This window comes from Streptomyces sp. NPDC019890, from assembly GCF_044903445.1.
Lineage (GTDB): Bacteria > Actinomycetota > Actinomycetes > Streptomycetales > Streptomycetaceae > Streptomyces.
The window spans coordinates 99,905-116,763 of the sequence record NZ_JBJDQK010000005.1; the positions used below are offsets into that span (position 1 = coordinate 99,905).

The 16,859-nt window shown below is 70.0% G+C and carries 13 protein-coding genes and 1 tRNA gene; 5 read left to right on the forward strand and 9 right to left on the reverse strand.

Annotation, left to right across the window (positions count from 1 at the left end; genetic code table 11):
* Positions 1-128: 128 nt before the first annotated feature.
* A tRNA-Ser gene (locus tag ACI2LP_RS15480) sits at positions 129-219 on the reverse strand.
* A gap of 266 nt (positions 220-485) precedes the next feature.
* On the opposite strand from ACI2LP_RS15480, the gene ACI2LP_RS15485 reads away from it, so the two are divergent.
* Positions 486-935, forward strand: coding sequence for an SSI family serine proteinase inhibitor (locus tag ACI2LP_RS15485; protein WP_404725037.1), 450 nt, complete (start codon positions 486-488; stop codon positions 933-935).
* A gap of 168 nt (positions 936-1,103) precedes the next feature.
* Positions 1,104-4,937: a PAS domain-containing protein gene (locus ACI2LP_RS15490; protein WP_404725038.1), complete on the forward strand. Its 3,834-nt coding sequence runs from the start codon at positions 1,104-1,106 to the stop codon at positions 4,935-4,937.
* A 149-nt stretch (positions 4,938-5,086) separates the two neighbouring features.
* Here the strand turns inward: ACI2LP_RS15490 and ACI2LP_RS15495 are convergent, their stop codons facing one another.
* The 8 genes from ACI2LP_RS15495 to ACI2LP_RS15530 all read right to left on the reverse strand — a co-directional run bounded on the left by ACI2LP_RS15495 (position 5,087) and on the right by ACI2LP_RS15530 (position 13,085).
* Entirely contained in the window at positions 5,087-6,733 is a 1,647-nt protein-coding gene (locus ACI2LP_RS15495; RefSeq protein ID WP_404725039.1) for a long-chain fatty acid--CoA ligase, read from the reverse strand.
* A gap of 183 nt (positions 6,734-6,916) precedes the next feature.
* Positions 6,917-7,489, reverse strand: coding sequence for a SigE family RNA polymerase sigma factor (locus tag ACI2LP_RS15500; RefSeq protein ID WP_404725040.1), 573 nt, complete (start codon positions 7,487-7,489; stop codon positions 6,917-6,919).
* 171 nt (positions 7,490-7,660) lie between these two features.
* Positions 7,661-8,827 (reverse strand): lipid-transfer protein, encoded by a 1,167-nt coding sequence (locus ACI2LP_RS15505; RefSeq protein WP_404725041.1) that lies wholly within the window; start codon positions 8,825-8,827, stop codon positions 7,661-7,663.
* Entirely contained in the window at positions 8,824-9,225 is a 402-nt protein-coding gene (locus ACI2LP_RS15510; RefSeq protein WP_404725042.1) for a MaoC family dehydratase, read from the reverse strand. Before ACI2LP_RS15510 ends, ACI2LP_RS15505 begins: the two co-directional genes overlap by 4 nt.
* A complete protein-coding gene (locus ACI2LP_RS15515) occupies positions 9,212-10,420 on the reverse strand; it encodes an acyl-CoA dehydrogenase family protein (protein ID WP_404725043.1) in 1,209 nt (402 codons plus the stop codon). Before ACI2LP_RS15515 ends, ACI2LP_RS15510 begins: the two co-directional genes overlap by 14 nt.
* A 2-nt stretch (positions 10,421-10,422) precedes the next feature.
* Positions 10,423-11,379, reverse strand: a complete 957-nt coding sequence (locus ACI2LP_RS15520; RefSeq protein ID WP_404725044.1) for a bifunctional MaoC family dehydratase N-terminal/OB-fold nucleic acid binding domain-containing protein — start codon at positions 11,377-11,379, stop codon at positions 10,423-10,425.
* Complete coding sequence (locus ACI2LP_RS15525) at positions 11,376-12,554, reverse strand: acyl-CoA dehydrogenase family protein (protein WP_404725045.1); 1,179 nt, start codon at positions 12,552-12,554, stop codon at positions 11,376-11,378. Before ACI2LP_RS15525 ends, ACI2LP_RS15520 begins: the two co-directional genes overlap by 4 nt.
* Before the next feature lie 222 nt (positions 12,555-12,776).
* Positions 12,777-13,085, reverse strand: coding sequence for a hypothetical protein (locus tag ACI2LP_RS15530; protein WP_404725046.1), 309 nt, complete (start codon positions 13,083-13,085; stop codon positions 12,777-12,779).
* A 313-nt stretch (positions 13,086-13,398) separates the two neighbouring features.
* On the opposite strand from ACI2LP_RS15530, the gene ACI2LP_RS15535 reads away from it, so the two are divergent.
* From ACI2LP_RS15535 to ACI2LP_RS15545, 3 genes are all read left to right on the forward strand, one after another.
* Positions 13,399-14,280 carry a bifunctional DNA primase/polymerase gene (locus ACI2LP_RS15535; RefSeq protein WP_404725047.1) on the forward strand — a complete coding sequence of 294 codons (882 nt, stop codon included), beginning with the start codon at positions 13,399-13,401 and terminating at the stop codon, positions 14,278-14,280.
* Positions 14,281-14,530: 250 nt separating this feature from the next.
* Positions 14,531-16,060: a hypothetical protein gene (locus ACI2LP_RS15540; RefSeq protein ID WP_404725048.1), complete on the forward strand. Its 1,530-nt coding sequence runs from the start codon at positions 14,531-14,533 to the stop codon at positions 16,058-16,060.
* A 19-nt stretch (positions 16,061-16,079) separates the two neighbouring features.
* The gene (locus ACI2LP_RS15545; RefSeq protein ID WP_404725049.1) at positions 16,080-16,763 is read left to right on the forward strand and encodes an NUDIX hydrolase; all 684 of its coding nucleotides are present in this window, start codon (positions 16,080-16,082) and stop codon (positions 16,761-16,763) included.
* The last annotated feature ends 96 nt before the right edge of the window (positions 16,764-16,859 follow it).

Genomic DNA, 16,859 nt, shown 5'->3' on the forward strand with positions numbered 1-16,859 from the left:
GCCGTCAGGTGAAATCCGTTAACCACAACCCACCTGACCTGCGAAAACGCCCCAGAAACGCCCACCCGAAGCCCCCTGCGAACGACCGAAGCCCCGGCCATCAGGACGGGGCTTCGGTGATCAGCCGGCGGAGGCGGAGGGATTTGAACCCTCGATGGGCTTTAAGACCCAAACCGCATTAGCAGTGCGGCGCCATAGACCGGACTAGGCGACGCCTCCAGCACACCCGCGCGGGCGCGAGTGGTGCGTGCAGATGATGACACAGCCGGGCGGGGTGTCACCAATCGCTGTCCACGGTACTAGGCACGCGGGCCGCAGGGCAAAGTCCCGGGGCATGGGGTGTCCCCCCGAAAGCCCGCGAGGGCGCCGCGCGTCACCCGGCGGCGGCGGCCCGGTTGCGCAACGCCCGGGCGCACGGAGCGTTAGAGATGCAGGCGCCTGGCGCCTCGCACGAAAACCGTGACCCTTCAGTTCGAGGAGCACCCATGCTGCGTCGCATCGTCCTGATCGCAACCGTCTCCGCCGCCGCCCTCGTCGGCGGCGTGCCTGTCGCCGGGGCCTCGCCCCTCCCCCTCCCCCTTCCGCTGCCGCTGCTGTCGGAGCCTGCGGATCATCTGACGGTCATCGTTGCCGAGACGGGGAACACGCGGACCGACGGGAGATACGAGCTCGAGTGCGAGCCCACCGGTGGGACGCATCCCGCGGCGGAGGGGGCCTGCGAACGGCTGGAGCAGCTCGCGCAGGATGGGCAGGACCCCTTCGCGCCGGTGCCGGAGGACATGATGTGTACGCAGCAGATGGGCGGGCCGGCCACCGCGCGGGTCACCGGCACCTGGCAGGGACGTCAGGTGGACGCCACGTTCCGCCGGAGCAACGGCTGTGAAATCTCGCGGTGGCAGACCCTGGAACCCGTACTGCCGAACACCAGGTCATAAGCCCAAGGCGTACGCCATGTGCACACAACCTTGGTGAGAGCTCCCCCTCATCCGCCGCGCCCGCGCATCTGCTGCCTTTAGACTCCCTCCAGTGACAGGCTGGGGCCCGAGAGGCAAGATGGGACCGGCCGTCCGCAATATGCAGTAGGTCAGGGAGGAACCGTCGTCGTGAGCAGCAGGCCATCCCGAGGCGCTGCTCGCCTCGCAGCCATACTCGACGCCCTTCCGGACGGGCTTGTGCTCGTCAACTGCAACGGCACGGTCGTCAACGCCAACACCATCGCCCTCGAACTTTTCGAGACGCCCGGCACCGCGCTCGTCGGACGCGGGTTGCTCGATCTGCTTCCCTCCTTCGACTCGCGGCTGATTCCCGGCTCCATGCGACGCCCCGAGGCGGCCGACGAACGCGGGCGCACCAAGCCCGCGCGGATGATCGCGCGGCGCACGGACGGCAGTGAGTTCCCGGTCGAGGTCACGAGCGCGAGCCTGGAGGACGGGCGCGAGGCGTACGACTCGTACAGCGGCTACACCGGCGACGAGCTGCTGATGCTCGTCGTACGGGATCTGTCGGGCACCGTGGACACGGAAGCGGAGCTGGCGCGTTCGCAGCGGCAGACCGAGATGATCCTGCGGGCGGCGTCCGAGGGCGTGGTCGGCACGGACACCGACGGGCGGGTCGTGCTGGTCAATCCGGCCGCCGCGCAGATCCTCGGGTTCCGGGCGAGCGACCTCGGCGGCCAGGAGCTGCACCCGCTGATCCTGCACTCGCGCGCGGACGGTGAGCCCTTCCCGTACGAAGGGTCGCCGCTCGCGGACACGCTCAAGTCCGGCCGCAAGCACCGGGTGCGCGGGCAGGTGCTGTGGGCCAAGAACGGTTCGAAGGTGGCGGTCGATCTGACGACCGCGCCTGTACGGGACGGGGACCAGCTCGTCGGCGCGGTGATGACCTTCACCGACCGGCGGCCGTACGAGGAACTGGCCGAGCAGCACGCCGCGGAGCTCGAGGAGACCACGAAGCGGCTGACGGCCGAGGTCGAGGAGACGACCGAACGGCTGACGGCCGAGCTCGCGGACAAGTCGGAGCGGTACGCGGCCGAGATCGAGGAGCGGACGGACCGGTACGAGGAGCTGGCCGCCCGGCATGCCCAGCTGACCGCCGTCCTGGGCGAGTCGCTGCGCGGGCCACTGGAGGAACTCCGCGCCGAACTGGGCACGCTGGCCGCCGATCCGGCCGGACAGCTGTGGCCCGAGGCCAATCAGATCCTGCATCATCTGGCCGCCGGATATGCCCGTATGACGACGCTTGTCGACAATGTCCTGGGTTATCAGCGGCTCGACACGGGCGCGGAAGAGCTTCATAAGGCCAACGTGCTGCTCGACGCCGTCGTTGCGGCCGGCGTCGAGGGCGCGATCGAGCTGATCGGCCCCGGGCGGGCGCAGTTCGCGGTGCACACGCCGCCGATAGAGGCAGAGGTGGACGCGGGGCGTCTGGCGACCGCACTCGCGCATCTGGTCGCGGACGTGGCCGGGGTCGACTCCACCGGCAAGACCAGGGTGGTGCCGGGCGGCGGGTATGTGGACTCGACGGTCGTGATCGCGGCGGCGCAGCGCGGTGATGTCGTACGGATCGAGGTGCGCGGGCCGTTCGCCGGGGGAGACCCGGTGCACGAGCCGATCGTGCGCGGAATCGTACGGGCGCACGGCGGTGTGCTGCAGACCCACGAGGTGCCGGGGATGAGCGGCAGCGCGTATGTCCTGGAGTTGCCGCTCGGCGACGGCTCGGGGACCGTGACTCCTCCGGAACCGGCCGTCGGCAGTGCCCTCGCTCTGCCGGAGCAGCAGACGGGCGGCTCCCCCGGTACGTCCGGCGGCGGCCGGCGGCGCGCGCGGCGGGCCTCCACGGATGCCTTCCTGGAGAGCCCGGTGGCCATGGAGGACCCGGTGGCAACCCCGCCGACCGGGCGTCGCCGGGGCCAGACCGAGGAGCCGCGGCAGGAACTGATCCCGGCCCAGGACCCGAGTGAGGGCAAGGGCGGCGGGACCGGACGGCGGCGCGGGCGGCCGAGCCCTGCCGACGAAGCCGTCGTGGTCGCCGCGGGAGCCGGCCGACCCGCCGAGGGCGCGGTCGTGACGGCCGCCGAGGGCGCGGCCGCGGCGAACGGGCGCGCGGCGCTCGGCGAGGCGGTGCCTCCGCAGGGTGTGCCCGTGGACGCGCACGGAACAGGGCGGCGCGCGCGGCGCGGCGCCGAAGGCGGGCTGCCGGAGCTGTCTGCCGCTCCTCCCGCGCTCAGTGCTCCGGTCGCTGCTCCGGTGCCGCCCGCCGGGCGGCGGGCCAGGCGGGCGCTGGCGACCGCGCCGGCCGAGGTGGAGGGCGCGCGCACGGCGTTCGCGCTTCCGCCGGCCGAGGCCGACCGGATCCCGCCGACGGCCGGTGAGGCCGATGCGTCGCTGCCGGGGTCGCTGCCGGGTGAGCACGAGGCCGTACGCACCGAGCCGGGCACGCACCACCACACGCCGCCGCAGCCGCATCCGGTGCCGACGGGCCGCCGACGGGCCCGCAAGGAGGCGCAGTCGCTGCCGACCGAGACGGCGCCGGACGCGTCGGCAGGCGTACAGCACGATGCGCAGCCGGATGTGCCGGTGGACGCGCCGGTGGACGCGCAGCCGGAGGTTCGGACCGGCGTGCAGCCTGGCGTGCAGACGGGCTGGGGGGAGAACGGCAGCTTGGGCGCCGGTCTCGCCGCGCTCGCCTCCGACGACTCCACCGGTCAGCACACGGCGACCGCCGACCAGGCCGCCCCGGCTCAGGGCGTCGAGCCGACCTCCCAGGGCACCGGCTCGACAGCCCTGCCCCAGCCGCTGCCCGCCGCCGAGCCCGCCACGCCGCGGGCCGCGCAGCCGCTGCCCGCGGAGGCGCCGGTGCCGGCCGACTCCACGCAGGGACGGGCGTTCAGCGTGCGCACGCTCGGGCAGGGCGTGCCGTTCTCGCAGCAGATCGCCGAGAAGCAGAACCAGACGCTCGGCTCCGGCCGCCGCCGCAAGCTGGCCACGCCTCCTGAGGGCGAGCGGCCCGAGCCCAGGACCGAACCCGGCGCCCGTCCGCACCCGCAGGCCCCGGCGCAGACCGGTCCGCGGCTGGCCGCCGATCGGACCGAGGGCCGGGCATACGCGATAGGAGCCCCCGACGAGGGCGCAGAAGGCCCCGAGCCGCTGGACGGACCTGGTGGCGCGGTCGAGGTGGCCAACCGGCCGCAGCCGCAGCCCGTCGACGACGAACTGCCTCCGGAGCCGCTGGACAACCCGCGCCGTCTGCTTGTCTGGCCGGCGCCCGACGTCTCGACCCAGCAGGCGCTGAGCGACCGCGGCTACCGCCCTGTGGTCGTGCACTCGCGCGAGGAGGTCGACGCGCAGATCGCTGCCTTCCCGGCGGCGCTCTTCGTCGACCCGCTGACCGGCCCGATCACCCGGACGGCGCTGCAGTCGCTGCGTCAGGCCGCGGTCGCCGCCGAGGTGCCGGTGCTGGTGACGGCCGGTCTGGGGCAGGCGACGCGGGAGGCCGCGTACGGCGCCGATCCGGCGGTACTGCTCAAGGCGCTGGCGCCGCGCGACAGTGAACAGCACCCCTCGCGCGTGCTGTTGATCGAGGAGCACGAGGAGATCGCGCTCGCGCTGACGGCCACGCTGGAACGCCGCGGCATGCAGGTGGCCCGGGCCGGCGCGGACACGGACGCGGTCACGCTCGCCACCCAGATGCGGCCGAACCTGGTGGTGATGGACCTGATGCAGGTACGCCGCCGACGCGCCGGGATCATCGACTGGCTGCGTGCGAACGGCCGGCTGAACCGGACGCCGCTGGTCGTCTACACATCGGCGGGCCTCGACCGGGCGGAGCTGCCGCGCCTCTCGTCGGGGGAGACGGTGCTCTTCCTCGCGGAGCGCTCCACCAGCAACGAGGTCCAGGCCCGCATCGTCGATCTGCTCGCGAAGATCGGCACGAATTGATGTGACGCGAGATGTCGCATGCGATGCGGCATGAGATGCCGTATGAGGCGGCATGAGGCCGCAGGCGATGTGACGCGAATTGGTGTGAATTGGTGTGAATTCGCGCGAAAGGGGCGGCAGTTGTCAAGGCCGCCCCTCCGCGCTCCGCACTAGAGCTGGGTGACGTCCAGCTCACCGTCCGCGTACTGCTTGCGGATCACCTTCTTGTCGAACTTGCCCACACTCGTCTTCGGCACCGCCGGGATCACCGCCCACCGCTCGGGCAGCTGCCACTTCGCGATCCGCTCGGCGAGGAAGTCCCGCAGCGACTCGTAGGTCGCGGTCGACCCCTCCGTGAGCACCACCGTCGCCAGCGGGCGCTCGCCCCACTTGTCGTCCGGGACTGCGACCACCGCGGCCTCGGCGATCTCGGGGTGCGCCATCAGCGCGTTCTCCAGATCAACGCTGGAGATCCATTCGCCGCCGGACTTGATCACGTCCTTCGCCCGGTCGGTCAGTGTCAGGAAGCCGTCGGTGCTGATCACACCGACGTCTCCGGTCTTCAGCCAGCCGTCCTCGCTGAACTTGTCCTCGGGCTTGAAGTCGTCGCCGCCCGCGCCGCCGTAGTACGCGCCCGCGATCCAGTTGCCGCGCACCTCCAGCTCACCCGCCGACGCGCCGTCCCACGGCAGGATCTCGCCGCCGGGGCCGACCAGCCGCGCCTCGACGCCCGCCGGGAAACGGCCCTGGGTGATGCGGTAGGGCCACTCCTCCTCCGCGCTCAGTCCGGCCGGCGGGTGGGCCATCGTGCCGAGCGGGGAGGTCTCCGTCATGCCCCAGGCGTGGAGCAGCCGCACGCCCAGCTTGTCGTACGCCTCCATCAGCGCCGGTGGGCAGGCCGCGCCACCGATGGTGACGTGCTTCATGGAGCTCAGGTCGCGAGGGTTCGCGGTGACTTCGGCGAGCAGGCCCTGCCAGATGGTGGGGACGGCGGCGGCGTGCGAGGGCTTCTCGCGCTCGATCATCTCGGCGAGCGGCGCGGGCTGCAGGAAGCGGTCGGGCATCAGCATGTTGATGCCGGTCATGAACGTGGCGTGCGGCAGGCCCCAGGCGTTGACGTGGAACTGCGGGACCACGACGAGCGTGGTGTCCCGCTCCGTGAGGCCCATCGACTCGGTCATATTGACCTGCATCGAGTGCAGATAGATCGAGCGGTGGGAGTAGACGACGCCCTTGGGGTCGCCGGTGGTGCCGGAGGTGTAACACATGGCGGCCGCGGTGCGCTCGTCCAGCTCCGGCCAGTCGTACGTGGTCGGGCGGCCGGCGATCAGCTCCTCGTACTCATGCACCTGCGCCTGGGCGTCGTCGAGCAGGCTGCGGTCGCCGGGGCCGGAGACGACGATGTGCTCGATCGTCGGCAGATGCGGCAGAAGCGGTGCGAGCAGCGGGAGCAGCGAGCCGTTGACGATGACGGCCCGGTCGGCGGCGTGGTTGACGATCCATACCAGCTGCTCCGCGGGCAGGCGGAGGTTGAGGGTGTGCAGTACGGCGCCCATGGCAGGGATCGCGAAGTACGCCTCGACATGCTCGGCGTTGTTCCACATCAGTGTGGCGACGCGCTGGTCGCCGTCGATCCCGAGCTCGTCGCGCAGGGCGTTGGCCAGCTGGGTGGCGCGCTCGCCGACTTCCGCGAAACTGCGGCGCTGCGGCTCGGCCTCCCCCGTCCAAGTGGTGATCTGCGACTTTCCGTGGATCGTCATCCCATGGCGAAGGATGCGGGTCACAGTCAGTGGTACGTCCTGCATGGTGCTCAGCACGGCGTCCTCCCGGTGGGCGCTAGCGCTACGTGGCAGTAAGGGTGTGACGATTCTGCTCACATACCGCGCGGTATGTCACTACCCCCGGGTAGTGGGATTCGGCGAGGGATCCGCGGACCTTCAGCGCGCGGGAGACACGAGAGGCACGGGAGAAACCAGAGGCCCGGGCGGCGCGGGCAGCCTTCAGCGCACGGGCGACAGCTCCGGGTCCTCGCGCAGCTTGCCGAGCGCCCGGGACACCGCGCTCTTGACCGTGCCGACGGAAACGCCGAGCACCTCGGCGGTCTGGGCCTCGCTGAGATCCTCGTAGTAACGCAGCACGACCATCGCCCGCTGCCGGTCCGGCAGTTTCATCACGGCGCGCCACATCGCGTCGTGCAGCACCTGCTGCTCGGCGAGGTCGGGCTCGGGCACGGTCTCCGGCTCGGGCAGCTCGTCGCAGGCGAACTCGTCGACCTTGCGCTTGCGCCACTGTGAGGTACGGGTGTTGAGCAGGGCTCGCCGGACATAGCCGTCGAGTGCCCGGTGGTCCTCGATCCGCTCCCACGCGACGTAGGTCTTCGTGAGCGCGGTCTGCAGCAGGTCCTCGGCATCGCTCGGGTTCGCGGTGAGCGAGCGGGCGGTTCGCAGCAGCACGGGCCCCCGCGCCCGTACGTACGACGAGAACGACGAATAGGCGGCATGGCGCACGGTCGGTGCGTACGAAGGCAGCGGCGAGGCGGCCTTCGAAGCGCTTGTGCAGACTGGCGTGGTCATGGGTCCACGCTAGGAGCGGCTACTACTGTCGCGGATCGGCCCCAAGTCCCGAAGCGGTGTCCGCCTCAGGTTGTACTGCTGGTGCCGGCCCCACCTCCTTCAGGTGGAGGAGACCCTCAGGGAGGGATGCGGGCCAGGGCGGTCGGCAGAATCGTCCGTGCCACTCTTCGCTCAGTCGTCCGTACCAAGGATCAGTCCGGATGTGGGAACGCCCGTGCCCGCCGTGACCAGTGCCCTCGCCGCGCCCGGTATCTGGTTCACCGAGGTGCCGCGCAGCTGTCTGACCGCCTCCGCCACGCCGTTCATCCCGTGCAGATACGCCTCGCCCAGCTGACCCCCATGGGTGTTGAGCGGCAGCACGTCCGCCGCCACGAACTCCGCGGCCTCGCCCGGGTCGCAGAACCCGAACTCTTCCAACTGCATCAGCACAAATGGGGTGAAGTGGTCATAGATGATGCCGACGTCCATCTGGCACGGGGTGAGCCCCGAGGTCTGCCAGAGCTGCCGGGCGACCACGCCCATCTCGGGCAGGCCGGTGAGGTCGTCGCGGTAGAAGCTGGTCATCTGCTCCTGCGCCCGGCCCGCCCCCTGCGCTGCCGCGACGATCACTGCGGGCGGCCTGCGCAGATCGCGGGCCCGCTCGACGCTGGTCACCACTATCGCCTGGCCGCCGTCGGTCTCCTGGCAGCAGTCGAGGAGACGCAGCGGCTCGACGATCCAGCGCGACGCGGCATGGTCGGCGAGGGTGATGGGCTTCTCGTGGAAGTACGCGGCGGGGTTGTTCGCCGCGTGACGGCGATCCGTGACGGCGACATGGCCGAACGCCTCGGGCGTCAGCCCGTACGTGTGCAGATAGCGCTGCGCCGCCATGGCGACCCAGGAGGCGGGAGTGAGCAGCCCGGACGGCAGGTTCCAGCCGAGTGCCGTGCCCTCGGCGGAGGGTTCGCGATGCTGCACCCCCGACCCGAAGCGCCGTCCGGAGCGCTCGTTGAACGCCCGGTAGCAGACGACGACTTCGGCCACATCGGCGGCGACGGCGAGGGCCGCCTGCTGCACGGTGGCGCAGGCCGCGCCGCCTCCGTAGTGGATGCGGGAGAAGAAGGACAGCTCACCGATGCCGGCCGCCTGGGCAACGGTGATCTCGGGGCTGGTGTCCATCGTGAAGGTGACCATGCCGTCGACGTCGGCGGGGGAGAGGCCGGCGTCGTCGAGGGCGGCATGCACCGCCTCGACGGCCAGCTTCAGCTCGCTTCGCCCGGAGTCCTTGGAGAACTCGGTCGCCCCGATGCCGACGACTGCCGCCCGGCCACCGAGCGAGTCCCGGCTGCGGATGCTCATATGGCGGCCTCCGGGCTCTTGGAGAGGCTCACCGTCACCGTGCCGGTGACGTGGTTCCCGATGCCGTTGGCACCGACGACGCGGACCTCCGCCGTGTCCCCGTCGACGGCCGCGACCGTACCGGTCAACGTCATGGTGTCCCCCGGGTAGTTGGGCGCACCCAGCCGTATCCTCACTGACCGCAACCGGGCGTTGGGCCCGAAGTGGTCGGTGATGTACCGGCCGACCAGGCCGTTCGTCGTCAGGATGTTCATGAAGATGTCCGGTGATCCCTTCTCCTTCGCGAGCTCGGCGTCGTGGTGCACGTCCTGGTAGTCGCGGGAGGCCACGGCACCGGCGACGATCAGGGTGCGGGTGATGGGGATGGTCAGCGGCGCGAGTTCGTCACCGGCTTTCACGAGAGGGCTCCTTTGTGCGTGCGGTCGCTTTTGCGCGTGCGGTCGCCTTTGCGGGCGTGGGCTCCCTTGCGAGCAACTGGCCCAGTTCGGCGAGGAGTTCCGGGCCGCTGCCGAGGTAGGCGTCCAGCTGGCGCCCCCAGAGGAAGTGCCGGTGGACCGGATGGTCCAGGTCGGCACCGGCCCCGCCGTGCAGATGCTGGCCGGCGTGGACGACGCGCTTGCCCGCTTCAGAGGCCCACCAGGCCGCAGTCAGCACCTCGGCGGCCGCGTCCATGTCTTCGTCCTGCCGCCAGGCGGCTTCGTACGCCGTGACCCGGATCGACTCGGTGTCCATGTACGCGTCGGCCGCACGCAGCAGCACGCCCTGGTTCGTGGAGAGCGGCCGCCCGAACTGCTCACGGGTCGAGGTGTACGCGACCGCCCGGGCCAGCGAGCCCGCGCACACACCCGCCTGGAGTCCCGCGAAAGCGGTACGGGCCATGGCCAGCACCGACTCGTACGCATCGGGCCCGCCGAGGCGTTCGCCGGGGGTCCCGGAGAGGACGAGCCGTCCGGCCGCCCAGGGAGCGGTGGTCTCCACCGCCGTCACCTCCGCGTCGGCGGTCCGTACGAGCCAGAGCGCCCCGTCGGCGTCGGGAAGCAGCACATGCGTGGCGTCCCGCAGCCATGGCACCAACGGCAACGAGCCGGTCAACTGCCCTGGTGCCGCAGTCCGTACGCCCCCGCGGGCCGTGGCCCGTACGCCCCCGCGGGCCATAGCCCGTAGGCCGCCGCGGGCCGTAGCCCGTAGGCCGCCTGGTGCGGCCGGTACCCCTTCGCCCGCCGCGGCTCGTATGGCACCGCGCTCGGGAAACGCACCGGTCGCCACTGACGTGCCGTCGCGCAGGCCGGGCAGCAGCCGCGCCTTCTGCTCGTCCGTGCCGTGGGCTGCGACCGCCAGCAGTCCGTAGACACAACTCGCCGCGAAGGGCACCTGCGCGGTGGTCCGTCCCTGCTCCTCCAGAAGCAGCACCAGTCCGCGCAGGCCCATGTCCTCGACAGCGCCGGGGAGGCCCGCCGCGCAGAGCGCCTTCCACAGCTCGGCGTCCGTTCCTGTCCCGGCGGCGGTCAGCCGGTCGTGCGTGGAGAGATCGCCGAAGATCCGCGCCGCGAGTTCCCGCGCCGTCGTCTGCTCCTCCGTGGGTGTGAAGTCCATGGTCAGCCCGCACCCCCTGGCAGTCCCCTGAACACCGGCAGCTCCCACTCTTCATCGACGCGCAGGAATTCGAGCTGGACGGGCATCCCGATCCGCACCTTGTCGTGGGGCACACCGACCACGTTGCCGACCATCCGCACGCCCTCGGCGAGTTCGATCAGCCCTACGGCGTACGGGGGATCGAAGGCGGGGAAGGGCGGGTGGTGCATCACCACGTACGAGTAGACGGTCCCCTGGCCACCTGCCTCGACCGTGTCCCAATCGGCCGATCCGCATGCATTGCACCCCGGCAGCCAGGGGAAGCGCAGCTCCCCGCATCCCTCGCACCGCTGAATCAGCAGCCGGTGCTCGGCGACCCCCTCCCAGAATCCGGCGTTGTCTCTGTTGATCACGGGCCGCGGTCTCTTGCCCTCGGAGTGCGGCTCTGGCTTCGCGGGCTGCGGCTCTGCCTTCGCGGGCTGATGCTCAAGCTGCGCGCGGGCGGCCGGGGCGTACTTCAGGATCCGGAAGCGGTGCGTGCCCGCCGGTTCGCCATCCGCCCGGACATCCATACGCGTCGTGACGAAGTGCCCCGTCCCCAGCTTCGTCGTCTTGCGCTCCGACACCGACTCGATCACCGCGTCGAAGGTGATCCGGTCCCCCGGCCGCAACGGCCGCAGATACTCCTGCTCGCAGTCGGTCGCGACCACCGAGGTGAATCCCGCACCGTCGAGCAGCCCGAACAGCTCGTCCTGTGCGGCCGATCTGTCCGTGTGCCCCGAGAGACCGCCCATGGTCCACGCCTGCAACATCGTCGGTGGCGCCATGGCGTCCGGCCCGGTGTAGGCGGGGTTGGTGTCCCCCATTGCCTCGCACCAGTGCCTGATCATCGGCTCGTTGACCAGGTCCTTCCCTGCGCCGGCGGTCGTGGCGGCCTGCCCTTCGTACGCCTTCAGCCGTGCGTAAAGGTCCTCGCTCACCTCTTCCCCCTCTTCATGCCGAGCCGCATCGTCGCGACGATCTCCCGCTGCACCTCGCTCACCCCGCCCCCGAAGGTGTTGATCTGCGCCGCTCTGTTCATCCGCTCGAGCTCCCCGTCCCCAGGAGCTCCGAAGTCGAGCGAGCCGGGCGATCCGGCCCGGATCAGCGCCGCCTCCCCCGTGATTTCCTGGCACATTCGATACACCTCGACCGCGGATTCGGTTCCCGCGAATTTCACGCCGCTCGCGTCGCCGGGGGCCGGCCGGCCAGCACCCACATCCCCCACCAAACGCCAGTTGAGCAGGCGCGTTGCCGCGAGCCGGGCATGCGCTTCGGCCGCTCTGGACTGCACCCACGGCTCGTCAATCCGACGCTCGCCCGTTATCGGATCGGGTGTACGGGCCCGCTCCAGCGCCGCCTGGTAGAAGTCCTCGGCCTGCATTCCGATCGCGGCCAGCGCCACCCGCTCGTGGTTGAGCTGGTTGGTGATCAGCCCCCAGCCACCGTTCTCCTCGCCGACCAGGTTCGCGGCAGGAACCCGCAGCCCGTCGTAGTACGTCGACGTCGTGGTCAGACCGCCCACCGTCTCGATCGGCGTCCATGCGAAGCCGGGCGCGTCCGTGGGCACCAGGAGGATCGAGATGCCCTTGTGCCTGGGCGCCTGCGGGTCCGTGCGGCAGGCCAGCCAGATCCAGTCCGCGTGCTGACCGTTGCTGGTGAAGATTTTCTGCCCGTCGACGACCCACGAGTCGCCGTCACGCACGGCGCGCGTACGCAGCGAGGCCAGATCCGTCCCGGCCTCGGGCTCGCTGTAGCCGATGGCGAAGACGATCTCGCCGCTGAGGATGCGCGGCAGGAAAAAGGCCTTCTGCTCCTCGGTCCCGTACTTCATGAGGGTCGGGCCGACGGTGTTCAGGGTCACCATGGAGACGGGCGCGCCTGCCCGGTAGGCCTCGTCGAAGAACACGAACTGCTCGTCCGGGCCGCGCCCCTGGCCTCCGTACTCGACGGGCCAGCCGAGCCCGAGCATCCCGTCCGCGCCGATCCGTCGCAGCAGCGTGCGCCCACCCGGGTCGTCGCCGGTGGGCGGCGGCCCGTCCGGCATCAGTCCGCGGAAGTACGAGCGAAGTTCGGCACGGAGCTGCTGCTGCCGCTCCGTAGGGGCGAGGTGCACGGCGGCCGCCTCCCGGACGTACGGATCGCACGGATCGCACGAATGACAGGGACAGGAATCAGGGACACGAATCAGGATTCCTGACTGTCCGTCAGAAACGTGGCCGCTGTCAAGGTCACTGCCGCGTCGGGCGCCCGTACGCACAACCGCCTGCGCGACGACACCGAAGTGCCGTCGCGCAGGCAGTCGTTCGCCCCTTGCTTCAACCCCCCATCGGGCCGGTCACCACCACAGATTCGTGAAGTTCACCACCGCGTTGGACTGATGGATGGCCGTGAAGCCGGAACCGTTCACGCTCGCGGTGTTGTTCTGATTGGACGCGCCGGCACCGCTCGCCACCTGCTGGGTGGTTGTCGAATTCCCCCAGTTGTCACCGCCGACGCCGCTGCCCCTGATCGAGGCCACCGTCGCGTTCGATCCGTCGTCCGCGAAGGCGCCGTTGTCGGCCAGGGCAACACCCGAGAAGAGGGTGGCCGCGAGGGGCAGGGCGGCGACGACGGCGAGGGCGCGGGCGGTACGGATGCTTGCCATGTCATTTCCTCCAGGTAGCGGAACTGCTGAAGTACGGCTTGTCCCAAGGCAGTTGGCCGACCGCCCCGGATCGTGGTCACGACGTCGCGGGATCAGAGTTGCCCACCGAATCACCGCCGAACCACCCGATGCCCCCCAATTCCTCCTCAAGCGTGATGACCTATCAATAAACCCCCTTCACGCCCGCAGAACCCCAGTTCGGGGCCGGTGCACGCCGGGAAACCCGGCCGAGGCAAGGGATGAAGCGGTACGTAATATTCTCGGCCGAATTTTCCCCCTTCCTTTCTTCGAACACTCGTACGAAAATAGAGCCATGGCCACCACCGACCGGCAGACCGCCACCCTGGCCCTGGCCCACGCTCTCTCCGCCGCGGAGCGCGGGCTCGCCGTCATCCCGCTGTCCCCCACGAAGCTCCCGGCCCTGCGCTCCCCCCACCGGGGCGACCCGGAGCCGGTCCTGTGCCGCGGCGAGTGCGGCCTCCCCGGTCATGGCGTCCACGACGCGACCGCCGACCCCGCCGGAGTGCGCGCCCTCTTCGCCGCCGCCCCCTGGGCCACCGGCTACGGCATCGCCTGTGGCCGGCCGCGGCACCATCTGATCGGCATCGACCTCGACACCAAGTCCTCGACGGACTCCGTGGCCGCGCTCCAAGATCTGGCGCTTCGGCATCTGTTCACGATCCCGGAGACGGTCACCGTCCTCACGCCAAGCGGAGGCCGCCACCTCTGGCTCACCGGCCCGCCGGACGTCGTCGTCCCGAACTCGGCGAGCCGACTCGCCCCCGGCATCGACGTCCGCGGCGCCGGCGGCTATCTCGTCGGACCCGGCTCGGTCACCGCCCATGGCGCGTACCGCCTGGCTCCGGGCACCGGGGACCTCAACCCGGCGCCCTGCCCCCGCGCACTGCTCCGCCTCATCACACCCCCCGCGCGCCCCCACGACCCCACACACTCCGCCCAGTCCCGTCCGCCCCAGGGCCAGGGCCTGGTCCAGTTCGTACTCGCGGCACACGAGGGCCAGCGCAACACCCGTCTGTTCTGGGCGGCCTGCCGCGCGTACGAAAACGGCTTCGGTGACGAACTCGCGGACGCCCTGACGGAGGCCGCGGTCCGCGCGGGCCTGACCGAACGGGAGGCCCGAGCGACGATCGCCTCGGCGGACCGGCTGACCTCGGGGCGGGGCCGCGGCCGCTGACCGGGGGACGGCCGGCGACGGCACAAGTCGACTCGTCCACGGGATCGAGCCGCACAGCGGGAAGGTCCAACTCGCTGTCCAGCAACCCCTCCAGTTGGCAGAATGAACGGGCTCGTCAGGGGCCCTCGGCGTCCGGATGTACCGCTCCTCCACTCGATTCCCATCTTCGGAGACGCTTCGTGCGTGCCGACGGGCGAAGGTGACAGCGGCACGTGGCCGCTCCGGGCTGATCGAAAGATGCGGAGGGACTATGGCTGGTACGCATGACCGCGATGACCTGGTGGTCAGGGCTCGGCCGGCGGATCTGGACCCCGGAGCGGTGATCGCACAGTCGCTGGACAACCAGTGGGTAAGTGCGGAGCTGACCCAGCAGATGATCAAGAAAGGGAAATCGCTGCAGGACATGGCGGACCTGCGCGGCAATGAGGTCCGTGCCGAATACTTCCGCAGCCTCATCAATACGCGGCAGGTGGTCGTGAACCGCGTCTTCTTCTACAACAATCTCGCCGTCAGCCGCGACCTTGTCGAGGGTGGTGAGGCCCGCCGGGCACACCAGAAACTGCTGGCGGAAGGCGCCCTGGTTCCTTTTCTGTTGAGCGAGCGGGAGCCTACCGACCGCCCACGAGGAGTGCATGTGGACGAGGCCGCATTCACCGCGTGGCAGGACACCGTGGAAAGCATGCCCGCCACAGACCGGGTGACGTGTGCTCGCATGTCCTGGAATGACCAGGACAACGTGAGGGACACAAATTCGGCGCTCATCAACCCTTTTGCCGCCAAGGTGCAAGGGTTAACTGCCAAGGACATCCCCCTGCTCGCCTCCCAGGTCGGTGTACCGGAGGAGAAAGTCCCGCAGTTCGCGGAGACGATCGGCGAAGTCGTCCAGTTCAGTAACGAACGGCGGATCCGCGACGCGGTGGTCACCCGGAATCTGCTGTACGAGAAGTTCGTGTCCGTCCCCGGCTCACCCGTCTCCGACGGCAGGTACGACAAGACCAAGCCATTCGCCGGGGAGATCAAGCAACTCCTGGACCTCATCTACAACGTCAATCTTGCCGACGCCTTGGGAATGTACCCGCTCACCCCGATCGGGAGCCTGCGAAGAGTCGCGCTGCAAGAGTGGCGGGACGTGCGCGCCACCCCGTCGAGCGAAACCATCCAGGACCCCGAACAGCTCGTCCTCTTCCTGCAGCAGCAAGCCTTCGCCACTGTTCAGGACCGCCTCACTCCTTCCGAGATAGACACGCTGTCCCTCGAAGACATCTGGTTGCTCCGCCAAAGCGCCCCCTGGAACCACTACATGAAAGCGTTCAGATCGCTGACGGCTGACCCGGCGTCGTTCCACGACAGCGTGGGCGACGTCTTCGATCGCTACGTCAAGCTCAACTCCGAAATCGTCAGCCTGGCTTCGGCACGGCCCGGCACTAGGGCCAAGGCGAATAGTTGGGTGCCGATTGTCGAGGTGGCTGTCACAGTCGGTGGCGCAGTTTTCACCGCGGTGACCGGCAACGAGGGCTGGGCCGTGGCCGGAAGTATCGGCGCGATGTCGACCGGCTCGTTCGGCGGCTCTGTACAACTCACCCTGCGCAATCGGCTGGCAGGGCGCCGCGAGCAGAAGTTCGCCCGCGAGATGGCCACCGTCCGGCTCGACAGCGAAGCCGAATGGCGCCAGTTCCACGACTTGGTCCAGAGGCTGCCCGGGTACGAGGAGGGGGTCGGCGCACCGGCGGCCACCAGTACCACCACCATCCAGGAACGCGAAGAGATTCCGGAGTACTGAGCGCCTTGCGAATCGTCCTGTGACTAACTACGAGGCCCTGCGCCGGACCCACCCCGAACTGTTCGACAATGACCCGAGCGGCATTGAGATCCTTTTCGATCCCGACGACATCGAGGCGGCCCGACACAGCGCCGGCTCCGGAGAAGCAGAGCCGGTCGGTGTGGTGTACGCCGACCAGTTCATCACCATCGTCCGCGACGCGGTGCGCTTCCCGGGCGGGGCCTTGGGCCTCTACGTGAGGATCCTGCCTACGTCGGCGACTCCTGGTGTGGTGGTCCTGCCGCTGCTCGGCTCCGCACCCGACCTGGTCCTGGTTGAGCACTACCGGCATGCCACCCGTGCGTGGCACCTCGAGGCACCCCGCGGCATGGGGGAGGCAGAAACAGCCGGGGCAGAGGACGCGGCACGCGAACTCGAGGAGGAACTGGGTACGCAGCCCGACGTGCTGATCCCCCTCGGCGAAGTGCATGCCGACAGCGGACTGCTGGGCGGCCGCGCCGAGTTGTACGCCGCGCGCATCCACGACGTGGGAAGTCTGAACACCGCCGAAGGCATTCGTCGCGCGATGATCGTGCCCTTCACCGAGGCGGAGGACATGATTCGACGCGGAGCCATCACCGACGGCTTCACCATCGCAGTCATCACTCGAGCCCGCCTGGCCGGTCTGTTCGACGCCTGTGCAGCAGACGGCCACACCGCCTGAGCCGCCACACCGACCGCGCTGTACCGTCCACGCCGTCACCTGCGGCTGACTGCCCGTCAGGACAGCACGCCGACCGGGTACTGAGCCCGCAATCCG

Excerpts from the sequence above, each read along its gene's own strand:
- ACI2LP_RS15515 (WP_404725043.1), bottom strand. The coding sequence starts at position 10,420 with ATGGACTTCACACCCACGGAGGAGCAGACGACGGCGCGGGAACTCGCG.
- ACI2LP_RS15535 (WP_404725047.1), top strand. The coding sequence starts at position 13,399 with ATGGCCACCACCGACCGGCAGACCGCCACCCTGGCCCTGGCCCACGCT.
- ACI2LP_RS15540 (WP_404725048.1), top strand. The coding sequence starts at position 14,531 with ATGGCTGGTACGCATGACCGCGATGACCTGGTGGTCAGGGCTCGGCCG.
- ACI2LP_RS15505 (WP_404725041.1), bottom strand. The coding sequence starts at position 8,827 with ATGAGCATCCGCAGCCGGGACTCGCTCGGTGGCCGGGCGGCAGTCGTC.
- ACI2LP_RS15485 (WP_404725037.1), top strand. The coding sequence starts at position 486 with ATGCTGCGTCGCATCGTCCTGATCGCAACCGTCTCCGCCGCCGCCCTC.
- ACI2LP_RS15500 (WP_404725040.1), bottom strand. The coding sequence starts at position 7,489 with ATGACCACGCCAGTCTGCACAAGCGCTTCGAAGGCCGCCTCGCCGCTG.
- ACI2LP_RS15530 (WP_404725046.1), bottom strand. The coding sequence starts at position 13,085 with ATGGCAAGCATCCGTACCGCCCGCGCCCTCGCCGTCGTCGCCGCCCTG.